Below are 15,352 nucleotides of genomic sequence, written 5' to 3'. Positions count from 1 at the left end.
AACACCAGGAGAATGACCATGACGACCCAGAAGAAAGACGCCTTCGTTGTCCGCTTCTTCAAGGATGCCGGCACCGAGGAAGAGTTCCAGGCCGGGACCATCATCCAGTTGGAGCCGGGCCGCTTCCGCAATTTCGAAGTCGCCGGCCTCGTTCGCGATCCGACGCCGTCCGAAGTCAAGGCGAGCCAGCCCAAGGCCGCCTGATCGAGATCCCCGGCAACGGGGATAATCCCGCCGGCACTGCCGGCTCGCCCAAAGGAGAAGTGACATGGGTGGAGGTACCGCGGCGGGCACGACGCTCTCCGTATCCGCCGCAAAGCCGGCAACCGAAGACGCTGCGGGTTATGTGGCGCTCACCTGGACCGAAGTCGGAGGCGTCGAAAAGCTCGGCGCGATCGGCGCGTCGGTGAACAAGACCGAGTTTCTGTTGCTCAAAGGCACGAAGCTCAAGCTGAAGGGGTCGGCCGATCACGGCACGCTGCAGCCCAACATGCTGCACGACGATGACGACGCCGGCCAGACCATCATCCGCACCTTTGCCGATCCCGACAACAAGGATGAGCTGAGCACCAAGGTGGTCTATCCGGATGGCGCGATCCGCTATTCGGGTGGCCCGGTCTTCGGCTCACCCGAGAATGTGGACGGCGCCGATGCGGCCCTGACCGAGACCCCGACGATCGAGCTGACCCGCAAGATCGTCAAGGTTTCTGCCCCCTAATCCCGAGTTCGAGCCTCCGGCTCGAAGAACCGCGCCGGCTCGCCCTTCTCACGGGGTCGGGCGGGTCGGCGCACCCTCCCGTGAAGGAAAAACCAATGGCTTATGACATCACCCAGCAGTCCCTGCTGGACACCGCGCCGATCCACCTCAAGAGCGCCGCGGGCGAGTTCCTCTATCACGACGGCAAACCGATCCGCATCGTCCTGTACGGCCCCGGTAGCGAGCAGTTCGCTCGCGTTGAGGCGCGCCAGACGCAGCGCGCGATGAAGCGCATGCAGGACAATGACAACAAGATTACCGTCCCCGCCAAGGAAATCCGCGACGCCGAGCAGGCCGAGGACCTGGCGGAGATCACGCATAGTTTCGAGAATTTCACCTATCCGGGCTTCGAGGCCCAGGGCACGCCGATGTTCAAGGCGTTCTACGGTGATCCGAAGATGACCCACTTCCACAAGCAGGTCACCAAGTCGCTCACCGACGCGGGAAACTGGCAGCCCGGCTCGGCCGGGAATTGACCCTCTACGTCCGGTATCTGGCGTGGCTCCATGCCACGCCGAAACCGGACCCCCGCTCCAATCGGGGCAAGAAGGCCGATGATCAGCCCAAGGTGTCCCGGATCAAGCGGATGAAGCTGGGCAAGTCGCTCCCGCCCATGCCGCCGAACCCGGCGCCGCACATCGTCGACTGGCTGATGGAAATGGGCTTTATCGTGACGACGGGCGGCGCGCCGTCGCCGATCGGCATGGTGGAGATCGATGCATGGTGCCGGCGCACCCACATCGATCTTCCGCCGTTCGAAAGCCGGCTGCTGGCCCGTCTATCGAAGGCATATCTGGCGGAATCGGTTCGCGCCGAAAGCGAGACCGCCCCGCCGCCTTGGCGTGCGCCGATCACCCGCCGGGACATTGAACTGGAAGAAGAGCGGCTACGGATGGTGCTTGGTTGAACTACGGTATTGAAGACCGCGCCATCCATAGTCCATTACACCCGAAACGTTATTCGGATGCGGAGATCGCTCGGTGACTAGGGCTGGATTGAGCATGTGGCAGCGCGTGCTGGCTTGGGTCAGATCGCTCAAACTTCCGAAAGGCTGCCCGCATGATCCTGACAAGGAATGCCCAGACTGCTGGGATGCGAGACAGTATTAACCGCACAGTCGCTCGCTATTAACCCTTGAAGCAACGCTGCTGCGGCTCCTGCACGAGCCGCAACCCGAACCTCATTCGGTGAGAACAGCGCTCGCCGCGTCACAACTATGCCTGTGACCGCTGCCGCCTGACCCGCGCCTTGAATCCGCCGCGCTGATCGCCCCCGCAACGTAGGGAGGACCGCCCATGTCTGACGGCACCCCGACGCTTGAGGTCGGATTTGCGATCGATATCGCCAATTCGTTTGTGGATCTCGCGCGCCTCGACGGCGTCATCGACGAGGTGACGGCGAATGCGCTGAGCGAGTTCACTAAGGTCGAGCGGCTCGCGAAGGGCTTCCTCAACCTCGGCAATGCGACCGCGAGCGTCAAAACCTTCGGCGCTGCTGCGACCCGCGAACTGGAGACGGCGCGTCAGGCGGCCAACAAGCTCGAAAAGCAGAGTGATGGCCTGATCCGATCGCTGGAACGGCAGGGCTCCGCCTTCGGAAAATCCCGCGAAGAGCTGCGCGCGACCAAGGTCGAGACGATGGCGTTGGCACTGGAGCAGGCCGGGCTCACGGAGCAGGCCGCCCGTCTTCGCGCGGCCGAACAGGCTCTATATGATCAGGAATTCGCCGCCATGCGGCGAGCCCGGGCCGAAGCTGCCTCGCTGGCCGAGGCAAAGGCGCAGGCGGCGCTGGTGGCGCAGCAGGAGGCGGAGGCCGTTCGCGCCGCGGCGCAGGCACACGCTATTTTCGAGGCCAAGGTCCGCCAGGGCGTCGCCGCCATGAAAGAAAAGGAGGCGCTCGAACGGGCGGCGGCGCGTGATCAGGCCGCCGAGCAGATGCGCGCCGAAGCCGCCGCTGCGGCGAACCTGGCCGCCGAGCATGCTCGACTGGCGGCACAGGTTCGAGCCTCGCACGCCGCACAGGAGGCCGATGCGCTGGCCGCAGAGCGCCTCCGCGCCTCGACCGATCCGTTGTACGCGGCCATGAAGCGGATCAATGCCGAGATTGCGGAGTCGACGCGCCTCTACCGCGCTGGGGCCACCGCCCCGGCAGAATATGCGCGTCAGCAGGAGGTGCTTGCCGCGCGCCTTCGCACCGTTGGCCAAGTCAATGACGCCGTTGCGCGCGGGCACGCCAAGGTCGGCCATTCTCTGACCCAGCTATCGTTCCAGGGGAACGACATCATCACGATGTATATGGCCGGCGCATCGGCGGGGCAGATCTTCGCGACGCAAGCGGGCCAGATTATCCAGGTCGTGCAGACGGCTGAGGGGGGCTTCTGGGGGCTCGCGCGCGCCGCTGGCGCTGCGCTCATCCCCTTCGCGCCGTTGATCATCGCGGCTGGCCTTGTTGCCGGAGGTCTCGCGCTGCTCAACAAGCAGATGAACGAGGATTCGGGGCTCAAGGAATATGCCGCCGGCCTCGGGCTGACCCACAAGGAAATGAAGAAGCTCGGCGACGTGTCGGTCACGGCCGGCGACATGATCAAGGGCCTGTGGAAGACGATCGGGGATACAACCGCGATCGGCGGCTTCGTCTCCGAAGTGTGGAGCTTCATCAAGGGGTTCACCGCCAATTTCTGGGACACGATCCTCGGCCTGACCGGCGGCCTCTACACGGTCGCCATGGGCACCTATCGCGGCTTCGTCGCGACCTGGGATCAGCTTCCCGCGGCGTTCGCCGACATCTTCATCCAGGCCGTCAACGCCGCGATCGAGAAGCTGAACGGCCTCGGCCAGGCGACGAACAAGTTTCTCGGCGTCGACCTGTTCGGTCAGATCGCACCGATGGAGAACGCCTTTGCGGGCGCCGCGAAGAAGGTAGGCGATGCTTGGTCGAAGGCGTTCAGCGACAGCCGCAAGGAATGGAATGACGGGCTGAAGAAGTTCTCGGACGACTGGACGAAGAACAGCCAGCAGGCCGCGCGAGACCGTCTCGACGCCAAGGCGAAGGACATCATCGCGGATCGCACGCCGAAGACGAACAGCCGCGCCGACCAACTCGCCCGCGAGGCGGCTGCGACCGAAGCGCAGATTCGGAACCTCTATGCGCTGGCGGAAGCGTATGGCGTGTCAGATGCGGCGGCTCTCATCGCCGAGGCTCGTGTCAAGGCGGAAAGTCAGGCGATCAAGCGGCAGGCTGATGTCGAGGCGGCCGTCGACCGCCAGGTCCGGCTAGCGATCGCGCAGCGCGTCTCGGACGGGGAGAAGGACGCCGCGACGACTCGCGCGCGGGCCTTGGCGCAGGAACAGGTCAATGCGATGGTCGCGGCCGGCCTGGTGCCGGCGGAGCGCACCGCCGACCTCGTGCGTGATCGCATCGCCGATTTGCCGCTGCTCGCCGCAATCGAGGCCGCGCAGCAGCGGGGGCTTGTCGCAGAGGCGGCGAAGGCGACGAGGGCGCTAGAGGATCAACGCGCGGCGCGCGATCGGGCCGCCGATGCGGCCCGCGCGGCACAGTTTCTATCCGCGCAGGCCAGCGCGAACGACGAGATTGAACGGCTCCAGCTTGAGCAGCGCATGATCGACGCCACGACCGAGGCGCGGGTCCGTGCGCTCGCCACGCTGAAGGCGTGGCAGGAAGCGCAGCGGGCGGGCTGGAACATCGACGACGCGTTTGCCTATGTCGCGGCTCAGGTGGAGATCGCGGTCCAGCAGCAGACGGTGAACGCCGAAACCGCGCAGTATAACGAGCAGTTGCGTCTAGCCGCCGACCTTGCGGATTCGCTCGGCGACAGCCTCGCAAAGGCGTTTGGCCGCGGCGGCGCTGCGCTGGGCGACATGGTCAAAATCCTCGGCACCTATGGCGCCCGGCAGGATGAGATCGACAAGCAGGTCAAGAGCCAGCAGATCAGCCAAGCCGCCGGCGCCAAGCTGACCGCCGATCTTCAGATGTCGTCGCTGATCGGTCTCACCGACGCCGCGAAGGGATTCTTCGGCGAAAATAGCAAGGGCTATCGCGCCATGGTTGCGGCCGAGCGGGCGCTGACCGTCGTCCAGCTCGCCCGGACTGCGGTTGACGTTGCTGGCGGTGCCGCGCGCATGTTCGCGACCCTCGGGCCGCTCGCTTTTCCCGCCGTCGCCGCCATGCTCGGCGTCATGGCGTCGCTGGGCTTCAGTGGTGGCGGCAGCGCCGGCGCGGCGCCCCAGACCAACGGCGGCACCGGCACGGTGTTCGGCGATCCCTCGGCCAAATCAGACAGCGTAAAGCGTTCGCTCGACCTGCTCGGCGATCTCGATAGCGAGACGCTCGTATTCACGCGCCAGATGGCCGCGTCGCTCAAGTCGATCGAGACCAATATCGGCGGTCTGACGAACCTTGTCATTCGGCTGGGCGGAACCGACGGGATCGGCGCGAACGCCTCGGCCGGCGTGAACACGGGCTATAACCCGGTCATCGGCAAGACGCTGTCGAACCTCGTGCTCGGCGGCCTTCCCGGCCTCATCGTCGGGCCGCTGCTGTCGAAGATTCCGGTGATCGGCGATATCCTGGGCTTCGCGCAGAAGCTGCTCGGTGGCCTGTTCGGCACCAAGACGAGCATCGTCGGAAGCGGCATCTATGCCGGCTCACAGAGTTATGGCGATATCGCGAGTGTCGGCTTCGATGCGCAGACCTATGCCGACATCAAAAAGACGAAGAAGTTCCTCGGCGTCAGCACCGGCACAAAATATTCGACCAAGTATGGCGACCTCGATGAGTCCATCCAGCAGCAATTCGGGCTGCTGCTGACCAGCTTCGGCGACGCCATCAAGATGGCCGCCGGGCCGCTGGGTGTGGACCTCGACACCATCACCGCCCGGCTCAACAGCTTCGTTGTGTCGATAGGGAAGATCGACCTCAAGGGCCTTTCCGGCGACGAAATCCAGGAAAAGCTGGAATCCGTGTTCGGCGCCGAGGCCGACAAGATGGCGCAATTCGCCATCGCGGGCCTGGAGAAGTTCCAGCAGGTCGGGGAGGGTTATTTCGAGACCCTCGTTCGGGTCGCCTCCACGGTCGATGTCGTCACCACCTCGCTCGAGCAGCTCGGCTTGTCGGCTACGTCGCTCGGCATCGACGCCAGCATGGCGATAGCGGGCTATTTCGAGAGTGCTTCCGCCTATCAAGATGCCGTCGGCGCATATTTCTCGACCTATTACAGTGAGGCCGAGCAGGCCGCCGCGCGCACCGCGCAGCTGGGCAAGGTCTTCAATAGCCTCGGCATCACGATGCCGGACAGCATCGCGAGCTTCCGCGCCCTGGTCGAAGCCCAAGACCTTACCACGGCCGCAGGGCAGCAGATGTACGCGACGCTGCTGGAGATCGCGCCCGCGTTCGCCCAGATCGTCAATTCGGGGCAGAATGCGGCTTCGGCCGCCGCGATCCTGCGCGAAGCGAACGACCTTCAGAAGCAGCTTTACGAGGCGGAGGGCAACACCGCCGCGCTTCGCCAGATGGAGCGCGATGCGCTCGATCCGTCGAACCGGGCCCTCTACGATCGCATCCAGGCGCTGCGCGACGAGGCCGCAATCAGCCAGCAGCGGGACCAGTTGGAGCGCCAGCTTCTCCAGCTCGACGGGAACACCGCCGCGCTCCGGGCCCGCGACCTGGCGCTCGTCCCCGACGAGCTGAAGGCGCTCCAGCAGCAGGTATGGGCGCGGCAGGACGAGATCGCCGCCGCCCAGGAAGCCGCCCAGAAGGCGAAGGAGCTTGCCAGCGCGTGGAGTTCGGTCGGCGACAGCATCCTCGACGAGATCAACCGCATCCGCGGAGTCCCGGCGGGGGCGACCGGCGGATCGTTCGCCAGCCTTCAGGGCGCGTTCAATGCGGCGGTCGCGGCGGCCCGGCTCGGCGACATCGATGCTGCGAAGAACCTGCCGGGCCTCTCCAAGAGCCTGCTCGAAGCCGCCGCCGCCGAGGCGACAAGCAGCCAGGAACTGATCCGCATCCAGGCGCTTACCGCGAACAGCCTGCAATCGGTCTATGACATGATCAACGGCGGGGTCTCATCCCGGGCGGCCACGAACGACAACAGTTCGGCGGCGGCCGAGTGGATGGCGCAGGCGTCGGCCGCTGCCGCTGCCGCTTCGGCCTCGACGTCGACCAGCGAACTGAGCGCTCAGATCGTCCAGATGCGGCAGGAGATGGCCGACGACCGGGCAGCGATGCGGGCCCAGCTCGCGGCGATCGCCGGCAGCACTGGCCGGATCGACGCGACGCTGCAGCGCGCGTCCGAGGAGGGCGAGGGCACGCTCGCGGTGACGGTGGTGGAGGCCGCATGAAGCTGATCCGACCAACCGACGTTACCGACGCGATCCTGTCCAGCAGTTCGGTCGCCGAGACGGAGCATCCGGCCTGGGACGCCCCCACCATCTACGCCAAGGGCGACAAGGTGATCCGGGAGCATCAGCGCTTCGAATCGCTCCAGGATGCGAACTCGGGACATGATCCGCTGCTGGACGATCGCAAGGTGCCGGTCTGGTGGGTCTATCTCGGCCCGACCAATGCCTGGGCGATGTTCGACCAGAGCGTCGGCAGCTCCACCGTTGGTACGGGCGAGATCGTCATCGTGTTGACGCCGGGCGCGATCGACGCGCTGGTCATTCTCGATACGGATGCCGAATTGGTGACCGCTGAGATGACGGTCGACGGCACGGTGGTCTATAGCCAGACCCAATCGACCAATGCCGGCGGCCAGGCGATCACCGACGCCTGGACCTATTTCTTCGAACCGATCGGCATCCGCTCCAGCCTGCGCTTTCTCGATATCCCTGCCTATGGCGACGGCGTGCTGACCGTGACGCTGCTTGGCGCGGACGCGGGAGGTCCGGTCGGTTGCGGCACGCTGGGGATCGGGCGGCAGCTCGACATGGGCACGACCGAGGCCGGCGTGAAGCTGGGCGGCAATGATTTCAGCAAGGTGCGCGAGGACGATTACGGTAACATCACCATCGACGAGCGGCCCTTCGCGCGGACGCTGCAGGGCCAATCGCTGATCGACACGAGCGAAGCCGATGCGATGTACCAGGCCGTCGTCGCACAGCGCGCGAAGGCGTCCATCTGGATCGTCGAAGGCCAGTATGACACGCTGACCGTCTTCGGCTTCATGCGGACCTTCGAGTTTTCGTTCGCATCCGAGAACGTCAGCTATTTCAGCTGGACGCTGCGCAGCCTCACCTGATCGGAGACCATTATGACGACGCTGACCGCGCCGCCCGACCCGCCGTTGCGGTCGGAGGGCCGCGCCGCCTTTTCATCCAAGATGGAGGCTTTCCTCCTCTGGCTGGTGCTGTTCGTCAGCCAGTTGCTGACGCTGGTCGACCAGTTGAACGCGGCGCTCGCCGCCGCGATCGATGCGGCAGCAAGCGCGATGAACGCGCCGGCGGTCAACGGCCACAGCACCACCAACGTCACTGTCGGCACCGGCACGAAGACTTTCTTCGTCGAGACGGGCAAGAGCTTCCGCGCCAACATGTACGTCCTGGCCGCCGCCACCGGCGCGACCGGGGTCTGGATGCATGGGCAGGTCGCCTCCTACAACGCGGCGACCGGCGAACTAGCGATTGCGGTTGGCAAGACGCTCGGGAGCGGATCGTTCACCGACTGGAATATCGGGCCGTCCGCCCCAGTGGTGCTGAGTCCGGCAGCCAGCGCGGCCGACGTCCGCGCCGGCACCTCGGTCGAGGCGATGCTGACGCCCAAGTCGCTGATCGACGCGGTTGCCTGGGTGACGGTGCCCTATGCCTCGACGATCGCCCTCGACCTGACGGCCGGCGTGAACTTCAAGACGACCCTGACCGGCCCGGCCGTGCTCAACGTGACCGGCGGACGGCCCGGGCAAAGCTTCACGCTGGAAGTGCGGCAGGACGGTACCGGCAATCGCGCGCTCGCCTATGCGGCGGCGCTGCGCTTCTTCGGCGTCGTGCCCCAACTGAGCACCACCGCCAACGCCGTCGACAAGTTCACCGGCATCGTCAACGACGACCTGACGGTGACCATGGGCTTCGGCAAGGGCGAGGTGGCCGGCTGATGTTCCCCTTCGCGAGCGGCCTCCTGACGCCCTCCGCGATCAATGCGCGCCGGATCGGCACACTGTCGGCCGGCGACAACGCCGTTCCCAGCGCGGCGCTTGCGTCGATCGGGGCACGGGCCGGCGACTTCGCGATCGGCCTCGGCTCTTTCTACCTCGCCGGTTCCAGCGCTGCGGGTGGTTGGACAAGGCTGGGTGCCACCGCCATCAGCAGCAAGATACTGGCCGCCGGCGACATCGGATCAGGCGTGACCTTCGGCCGCGGCGGCAATGTCGCGGTCTATCGTGGCGTCAATGCACTATCTCTGGCCAAGGCAACGGGGACCAGCGGCGCCCGCACCAGCATGTCGACGTCCGGCTTTTCGCGCGGGCCGTCGCATGCGGGACTACTGCTTGCCACCGTCTCGGTCGGGGCCAACTTCACCGAGGTAGAGCCGACCCTTCCTAGCGGGTTCAACTCGTGGGGAACCCGCACCTTCTATAACGGCGCCGAAAACCCGAACGTTGCGACGCAGCTGCTCGCCTACGACCGGCTCCAGCCCAACGCGCCTCTCTACGACGGTCAGGGCTTCAGCTTCGGCTGGGACACGGCCGGAGGCTCCTACGACGCCTACATCATCGAACTGCTGAGGATCTGATGCGGTACGCCCACAAAGACGCCACCGGCTGGCATGAAATCGACGGTTCGTTCACGATCGGCGAAGGTCTGGACATGATCCAGTTTGCGGCGGGCTGGCCCGACCAGGTCACGGCAGACATGCGCGCCGAGGTCGGTCTGGTCGAGATCGTCGAGCCCGAAGCACCTGCGGAGCATGTGCGCGTTCTCGGCTCGTCGCTCGCCGGGACGTCAGTGCCGCATCGTATCTGGCTAACCGAGCCGCTACCGATCGAGGAGGCCCGCGCGATCGTCTGGGCCCGCGCCAAGGATATCCGCCAGCGCCGCGCCGAAGGCGGCTGCGCAACCATGCTCGGGCGGGTCGACACCGATCCGAACAGCCAGAGCAAGATCACCGGCTATGCCACCGACGCACTCGCCGCGCTCGCTTCCGATGAGCCGTTCATCGTTGGCTTCACCATGGCCGACGACATGGTCGTCACGCATGATGCGCGTGCGATGATCGCCATGCACCGCGCGGTCCAGAAGCACCTCAACGCTTGTCAGGAGGCCGCGGCCGCGATCCGCGACGCCATCCAGGCGGCCGACACCGCCGAGGCCGTATTCGCGGTCGACATCGAGGCGGGATATCCGGCCTGACGGCCGATCTCGACGCTAATCATCCGCCCGCCAGTCGGGCCACACTCCCAGGGGGATATATGCGCTCCACTGAATGGGGCGGCGCGTGACCGGCGCCGTCGAACTTGTCGTGGCCGCAGCCAGCGGCGGCGGGGGAACGCTCATCTTCCAGGGCGTGGCGGCCTGGTGGAAATCGCGCACCGAGATGCGGCGCGATGACCGCGAGGCAGACGCGCGCCTCGAAGCGCGGCGCGACAAGCTGACGTTCGACCTGCTCGACGCGGCGGGCGAGTGGGGCGCGGCGCTGCGCAGCGAGCTCGCCGAGCTGCGACCAATCATCGCTCGGGTCGCGCACTTGGACGAGGCGCTCGACCATATCCACGCGCTCCTGCACGCCGAGGGCGAGGCCGAGCGCCGGGCGGCAGAGCGTCGTGCCAAGGCCTTCCTGCGTCGCATGCGCCCCGAGATCGGCGACCTTCGCAACTCGGCCCAGGCAGCCACCAGCGCACAACGCGTGGCTCGCGATATCGAGGAAGCTGGACAATGATGAACGTCGACCAGTTCGTCGCCGACTATATTCGGCGATGGGAGGGAGGTATGTCTCGCCACCCCAACGATGCGGGCAACTGGAGCACCGGCCAGAAGGGTGTCGGCGTGCTCCTCGGCTCCAACTATGGCGTCACTGGCCGCACTCTGGCGGCCTATCGCGGCATCCGTGTCGAGACGCTGACGATGGCGGACATCGAGCGCCTGCCGTTCGCCGAGGCCTGCGCGGTAGCGAAGAAGCTGTTCTATTCCGATGTCGGGCTCGACCGGCTCGCATGGTCCCGCGTGACCGCTTCGCTGCTCGATTTCGGCTGGGGCGCCGGGCCCGTGCCGGCGATCAAGCGGATGCAGGATCTTCTCGACTGCGGCATCGACGGCAAGATCGGCGTCGGGGGCGAGACCGCCAAGGCCTTCGCCAAGCGCCTCGGGCGCGGCGAGGAGTTCCTGGCCGGCGCCTGGTGGGCGATGCGCGAGGAATATTACGAGGATCTCGTTCTCCGCCGGCCGTCGGACGCCATGTACCTGAAGGGCTGGGACAACCGCTCCGACTACTTCACGCCCGGACATTCCGAGGGCTGGTGGGTGAGGTTCGGGGCATGAGCGGCCACGATCGGCCGTTCCGCTGGACGGTCTGGGTTATCCTGATCGGCGCGCTCGCCATGGGCGCGACGCTGGTCTGGCAGCTCTACGGCCTCACTCCCGCGCGGTGGTGTGTGGTTCCGATCAACGCGGCGAAGATGGCGGGCACGCGGCCCGTTGCCGAGGACTGCACAACGATCGTCCTGCGCCTGCTGGACCTCAAGGACCATGCGATCACGGGCCTGCTGATCGTGCTCGGCCTGTCGTTCGTCGCCATGGTCGTGACGCTGCTCGGCGCCCGGATCAACTTCAACGGACCGGGCGGCATCGGCGGTAGCATCGGCGGCAGGGATGAGCCGTGAGGTGTTCATATTGCGGTAGCAGCCGCCATCAGCTCCGCCTCTGTCCAAAGACGTGGGGCGGCTCCTCCGCTCGCCTCCACCTGCGCTGCACATATTGCGGCGGGCGCGACCATGCCTACGAGGCCTGCCCGAAGATCATGGCCCCGCATCGGCGCGACCCCAACGCCTTCATTCTCGACCGCTGAGGAGCATCACCATGGGAAGCGCCTCGGGCACGACGTTCGCCCTGTCCGCCACGCTGCCAGCGGGCGAAACTGCCGCCGATTACGCCTTGCTGCCGTGGATCGAGGTCGGTGGTATCGAGAAGCTCGGCGCGATCGGGCCGGTATCGGCAAAGATCGAATTTCAGCCGCTGATCGGTGCGAAGCAGAAGCACAAGGGCGGCGCTGACTACGGCACGCTGCAGCCTAACATGCTGCTCGATGATGAGGACGCCGGCCAGGCGCTGTTCCGCATCGCGGCCGACCCGAAGAACAATGATCTCTTCGCCTCCCGGACCATCTATCCGAGCGGTGCGATCCGCTATTCTCAGGGCAAGGCGTTCGGCTGGCCAGAGAACGTCGACGGCGCAGACAGCGCGTTGACCGTCTCGCCGACCTTCGAGCTCTGCAAGGAGATCGTGCGCGTCAACCAGGCGGACCTGCCCGCCAACCCGCCGAGCATATCACTATCGGCCATTGCCCCGGCGACCGAGGGCAACACCGGCACGGTCGGTCGCACCGCGACGGCCACGCTCAACCGCAACGGCTCCAACGGTTCCTATGCCTTCAACTGGTCGATCAGCGGTACGGGCGTTCGCCCCGCGAACGCCAGCGACTTCGCCGGCGGCGTCTTCCCCTCGGGGTCGGGAACCTTCGGCCCCGGCGAGACCACCAAGACGATCAGTTGGAGCATTCAGGGCGACCTGCTGCCCGAGTTCGACGAAAGCTATCTCCTGACCCTCACCGTGACCGGCGTTGGAACCAGGACCGCGACCGGCATCATCTTGAACGATGACGGCACCAGCGCGGACCGGACGAGCGTCACGGCCGACAACACCACTCTGACCGGGGACATGGCCTAATGGCAAAGCAGACCATCAACATCGGCGCGGCTGCGAACGACGGTACCGGCGACAACCTCCGGGCGGCCTTCGGCAAGACGAACAGCAACTTCGACGAGCTCTACGCCGCCGACGCGGCGCTGGGCGCTCAGATCGGCCAGATCAACAAGCCGATCCACCTCATGGTCGAGGGCGACAGCAAGGGCCAACTCGTCGCCGCCTACAACTCGCGGTCGGCGCTGTTCTGGGCGCTCGCGCGTAATCCGCTCGATCTCATCTTCGACCCGGCCGCCGACAACCTGGCGATTGGCTCGTCGACGAGCGACGGCGCGAGCTCGACGACGGGCCTGACCTCCGGCGCTCGCCTGGCGACCGCCGCGGCGCGCATCGCCGCGATTGCCGCCATGGGCCATAACCCGGTTGTCATCCTGAAGATCGGCACGAACGACCTGACGGTGACCAACGACAACGGGGCGAACTCGATCATCGCCAACATCCGTAAGGCATGGGCCTCCTACAAGGCGGCCGGCGCTGCCTACCTGATCCTGATGACGATCGACCCGCGTGCGAGCCTCACGGCTGGTCAGGCGGCGCAGTTCATCGCCACCAACCGCGCCATGCGGGCGCTCGCCCAGAGCGATCGCGCCGTGTTCATCTGCGATACCCAACTGGGTCTGATCGACCCTACGAGCGTGCTCTACGAATCGCTCGGCAAGAACACCCAGGCGCCGGGCGCGGTGATGTACGACAACCCCGCGCTCCATGAGAGCGCCTATGGCGCCTGGCAGATGGCGAAGCCGCTGGCCGACGTCCTGGCGAAGATTTGCCGGCCGCGCGAAAAGAGCCTGAGCATCGGCGCGGGCGACGCCTATGCCAACCCCTCGTCGCCGACCGGCACCGCACCGCGCGCCATTCGTGGCAATTTGCTGCTTCGGCAGGGTCGCTTCGAGGATACGGGCGGCGTCTCCGGCCAGATCACCGCGAGCGGCGGCGGCGGCGTCACGGGGACGGCCAACTGGCCCTCGGCCAAGCTGTTCGGCGTCTATCCCAAGCTGACCGGCACAATGTCCGGCACGATGGCGGTGGCGATCTCGCAGGTGCCGTATCAGCCGGCCATCGACCTCTATGGGCGAAGCGACCTCATGGCGACGCGGCTCACCTTCAGCGGCACGCCGACGTCGGCGGGCACCTTGGCCGTCGATGCGTCCATCACCGTCAGCTCGCTACCGAACTATGATTACACGGTCCCGATCATGATCGACGCGGACCTCTATTTCACCGACGTCAACGGCCTCAACCTGCGCATTGCGGGACCGGGGGCGAACATGGGCGGCATCGGTGTGCCTGCGTCAAACGCCGACGCGCTCGTTCATGCGACAGGCCGGATTACGCCCTATTATCCGACGAGCATCATCCAGTCCTCGGCCCCGTCGACGCTGCAACTACAGGTGCAGTTCCCGTTCTTCGCGAACGTGCCCGTCTCCGGCTCGGTCGATATCTTCGGTCTGGGCATCGTGTCCAACCCGGCGCTGCCTGCCGCGACGCCCTGATCGGAGTCCCTGCCATGCTCAAATTTCTCGCCTCGCTCGCGGTACGCGCGGGCGTTCCCGATCGCTTCGCCCGCGCCATCGTCGCAGCCGGTGCAATATGTGCCCTGGTTGCCCTGCTGGTGCTCGCCAAGTGCTCCTACGATCGCCGGCTGATCGCTGCCCATGATGCCGATCAAGCCGCGCGGCTCGCGCCCGCCGTGCGCCAGGCCGATGCCAATGCGGCCGACACGCGGATCTCCGACCAGAAGAGGAACCAAGCCGATGAAGACGCTGAACGCGCGGCCGTCGCCGCCCTCCCTGCTGCTGGCCTGTCTGATCGCCAGCGCGCTCGTGCTTGCGCCATCCTGCTCCGACAGGCCCGCGAGCGCGGGCTTGAAGGCGCCCCCGGCTGCTGACCTGGTCGTCGAGGCCGAGCCTCAGCTCGACATGAACGCGGTGCTCAACGACAGCGGCGCCGCACTCGACGAATACGACATTGCGCATGCAAGCTGGGGGCGGCGCGGCTGGGCGCAGGTCGGCCGCATCTGCCGATGGTTCCGCGATCTCGGCGTTCCGACGCCGGACTGCGACCCGCCGAACGAAGCCCCCGACCGGGCTGCTTCCCGCTGATCTTCGGGCCCGACGCGGGCGGGCCACCACCATCATCGACATTGGAGAACCGACATGAAGCGGATCAAGAACCTATGCGCGTTGATCGCCGCGGCGGCGCTGCTCATCATCCCGATGACGCCCTCGCCGGCGGCCATGAATTATTCGACGGCGGTCAAGAACGCCCGCCTTGATGCTGTCGAATCGACGATCGGCGCTTCGGCGATCCTTAAGGTCTACACCGGCTCCAAGCCGGCGACCTGCGCCGACACGCGCACCGGCACGGTGCTGGCGACGATCTCGCTCCCGGCCGACTGGATGGCCGCCGCCTCCGGCGGCAGCAAGGCGAAGCTGGGCACCTGGACCGACACAACCGCCGATGCGACCGGCACGGCTGGCTATTGGACGATCTTCAGCTCGGACGGCACGACCTGCGGTATCCAGGGGACGTTCACCCTGACCGGCGGTGGTGGCGACATGACGCTCGACAGCGTCTCCATCACCGCTGGGCAGGAAGTCACGATCGGCAGCTTCTCGCTGACCTCGGCCAACTGATCGGCCGGCCGGCGGGCATTGCTCGCCGGCTTTTC

The 15,352-nt window shown here is 66.2% G+C and carries 17 protein-coding genes; all 17 read left to right on the top strand.

The features are described from left to right. Positions 1–18: 18 nt before the first annotated feature. Entirely contained in the window at positions 19–204 is a 186-nt protein-coding gene (locus B5X82_RS08315; RefSeq protein WP_079647675.1) for a hypothetical protein, read from the top strand. A gap of 64 nt (positions 205–268) precedes the next feature. Next, positions 269–718: a hypothetical protein gene (locus B5X82_RS08310; RefSeq protein WP_079647673.1), complete on the top strand. Its 450-nt coding sequence runs from the start codon at positions 269–271 to the stop codon at positions 716–718. A gap of 95 nt (positions 719–813) precedes the next feature. Then, the gene (locus B5X82_RS08305; RefSeq protein WP_079647672.1) at positions 814–1,233 is read left to right on the top strand and encodes a hypothetical protein; all 420 of its coding nucleotides are present in this window, start codon (positions 814–816) and stop codon (positions 1,231–1,233) included. After that, entirely contained in the window at positions 1,230–1,664 is a 435-nt protein-coding gene (locus B5X82_RS08300) for a hypothetical protein (protein ID WP_235862630.1), read from the top strand. The genes B5X82_RS08305 and B5X82_RS08300 overlap by 4 nt, the downstream gene beginning before the upstream one ends. 388 nt (positions 1,665–2,052) lie before the next feature. Beyond that, complete coding sequence (locus B5X82_RS26730; RefSeq protein WP_079647671.1) at positions 2,053–7,113, top strand: coiled-coil domain-containing protein; 5,061 nt, start codon at positions 2,053–2,055, stop codon at positions 7,111–7,113. After that, complete coding sequence (locus tag B5X82_RS08290) at positions 7,110–8,012, top strand: hypothetical protein (protein WP_079647670.1); 903 nt, start codon at positions 7,110–7,112, stop codon at positions 8,010–8,012. The genes B5X82_RS26730 and B5X82_RS08290 overlap by 4 nt, the downstream gene beginning before the upstream one ends. A gap of 12 nt (positions 8,013–8,024) precedes the next feature. After that, the gene (locus B5X82_RS08285; RefSeq protein ID WP_079647669.1) at positions 8,025–8,861 is read left to right on the top strand and encodes a hypothetical protein; all 837 of its coding nucleotides are present in this window, start codon (positions 8,025–8,027) and stop codon (positions 8,859–8,861) included. Continuing rightward, complete coding sequence (locus B5X82_RS08280; protein WP_079647667.1) at positions 8,861–9,499, top strand: hypothetical protein; 639 nt, start codon at positions 8,861–8,863, stop codon at positions 9,497–9,499. The genes B5X82_RS08285 and B5X82_RS08280 overlap by 1 nt, the downstream gene beginning before the upstream one ends. Then, entirely contained in the window at positions 9,499–10,116 is a 618-nt protein-coding gene (locus B5X82_RS08275; protein ID WP_079647665.1) for a DUF4376 domain-containing protein, read from the top strand. Before B5X82_RS08280 ends, B5X82_RS08275 begins: the two co-directional genes overlap by 1 nt. Before the next feature lie 85 nt (positions 10,117–10,201). Continuing rightward, on the top strand, positions 10,202–10,642 hold the full coding sequence (locus B5X82_RS08270; protein ID WP_139385059.1) for a hypothetical protein: 441 nt from the start codon (positions 10,202–10,204) through the stop codon (positions 10,640–10,642). Further along, a complete protein-coding gene (locus tag B5X82_RS08265) occupies positions 10,639–11,241 on the top strand; it encodes a glycosyl hydrolase 108 family protein (RefSeq protein ID WP_079647662.1) in 603 nt (200 codons plus the stop codon). The genes B5X82_RS08270 and B5X82_RS08265 overlap by 4 nt, the downstream gene beginning before the upstream one ends. Beyond that, positions 11,238–11,582, top strand: a complete 345-nt coding sequence (locus B5X82_RS08260) for a hypothetical protein (protein WP_030092263.1) — start codon at positions 11,238–11,240, stop codon at positions 11,580–11,582. The genes B5X82_RS08265 and B5X82_RS08260 overlap by 4 nt, the downstream gene beginning before the upstream one ends. Positions 11,583–11,778: 196 nt before the next feature. After that, complete coding sequence (locus B5X82_RS26725) at positions 11,779–12,645, top strand: hypothetical protein (protein WP_176152507.1); 867 nt, start codon at positions 11,779–11,781, stop codon at positions 12,643–12,645. Next, entirely contained in the window at positions 12,645–14,174 is a 1,530-nt protein-coding gene (locus B5X82_RS08245) for an SGNH/GDSL hydrolase family protein (RefSeq protein ID WP_079647658.1), read from the top strand. The genes B5X82_RS26725 and B5X82_RS08245 overlap by 1 nt, the downstream gene beginning before the upstream one ends. 14 nt (positions 14,175–14,188) lie before the next feature. Continuing rightward, the gene (locus tag B5X82_RS26280; RefSeq protein WP_139385058.1) at positions 14,189–14,569 is read left to right on the top strand and encodes a hypothetical protein; all 381 of its coding nucleotides are present in this window, start codon (positions 14,189–14,191) and stop codon (positions 14,567–14,569) included. Then, positions 14,547–14,783, top strand: coding sequence for a hypothetical protein (locus B5X82_RS08240; protein WP_139385057.1), 237 nt, complete (start codon positions 14,547–14,549; stop codon positions 14,781–14,783). The genes B5X82_RS26280 and B5X82_RS08240 overlap by 23 nt, the downstream gene beginning before the upstream one ends. A gap of 54 nt (positions 14,784–14,837) precedes the next feature. Beyond that, on the top strand, positions 14,838–15,317 hold the full coding sequence (locus B5X82_RS08235; RefSeq protein WP_235862629.1) for a hypothetical protein: 480 nt from the start codon (positions 14,838–14,840) through the stop codon (positions 15,315–15,317). The last annotated feature ends 35 nt before the right edge of the window (positions 15,318–15,352 follow it).

The organism is Rhizorhabdus histidinilytica (assembly GCF_900167915.1).
Taxonomy (GTDB): domain Bacteria; phylum Pseudomonadota; class Alphaproteobacteria; order Sphingomonadales; family Sphingomonadaceae; genus Rhizorhabdus; species Rhizorhabdus histidinilytica.
This window is presented reverse-complemented; position numbering and strand designations above follow the sequence as displayed.

Bases quoted from the DNA above. Each gene is read 5' to 3' on its own strand.
- B5X82_RS08315 (WP_079647675.1), top strand. From the start codon at position 19: ATGACGACCCAGAAGAAAGACGCCTTCGTTGTCCGCTTCTTCAAGGAT.
- B5X82_RS08310 (WP_079647673.1), top strand. From the start codon at position 269: ATGGGTGGAGGTACCGCGGCGGGCACGACGCTCTCCGTATCCGCCGCA.
- B5X82_RS08305 (WP_079647672.1), top strand. From the start codon at position 814: ATGGCTTATGACATCACCCAGCAGTCCCTGCTGGACACCGCGCCGATC.
- B5X82_RS26730 (WP_079647671.1), top strand. From the start codon at position 2,053: ATGTCTGACGGCACCCCGACGCTTGAGGTCGGATTTGCGATCGATATC.
- B5X82_RS08290 (WP_079647670.1), top strand. From the start codon at position 7,110: ATGAAGCTGATCCGACCAACCGACGTTACCGACGCGATCCTGTCCAGC.
- B5X82_RS08285 (WP_079647669.1), top strand. From the start codon at position 8,025: ATGACGACGCTGACCGCGCCGCCCGACCCGCCGTTGCGGTCGGAGGGC.
- B5X82_RS08280 (WP_079647667.1), top strand. From the start codon at position 8,861: ATGTTCCCCTTCGCGAGCGGCCTCCTGACGCCCTCCGCGATCAATGCG.
- B5X82_RS08275 (WP_079647665.1), top strand. From the start codon at position 9,499: ATGCGGTACGCCCACAAAGACGCCACCGGCTGGCATGAAATCGACGGT.
- B5X82_RS08265 (WP_079647662.1), top strand. From the start codon at position 10,639: ATGATGAACGTCGACCAGTTCGTCGCCGACTATATTCGGCGATGGGAG.
- B5X82_RS08260 (WP_030092263.1), top strand. From the start codon at position 11,238: ATGAGCGGCCACGATCGGCCGTTCCGCTGGACGGTCTGGGTTATCCTG.
- B5X82_RS26725 (WP_176152507.1), top strand. From the start codon at position 11,779: ATGGGAAGCGCCTCGGGCACGACGTTCGCCCTGTCCGCCACGCTGCCA.
- B5X82_RS08245 (WP_079647658.1), top strand. From the start codon at position 12,645: ATGGCAAAGCAGACCATCAACATCGGCGCGGCTGCGAACGACGGTACC.
- B5X82_RS26280 (WP_139385058.1), top strand. From the start codon at position 14,189: ATGCTCAAATTTCTCGCCTCGCTCGCGGTACGCGCGGGCGTTCCCGAT.
- B5X82_RS08235 (WP_235862629.1), top strand. From the start codon at position 14,838: ATGAAGCGGATCAAGAACCTATGCGCGTTGATCGCCGCGGCGGCGCTG.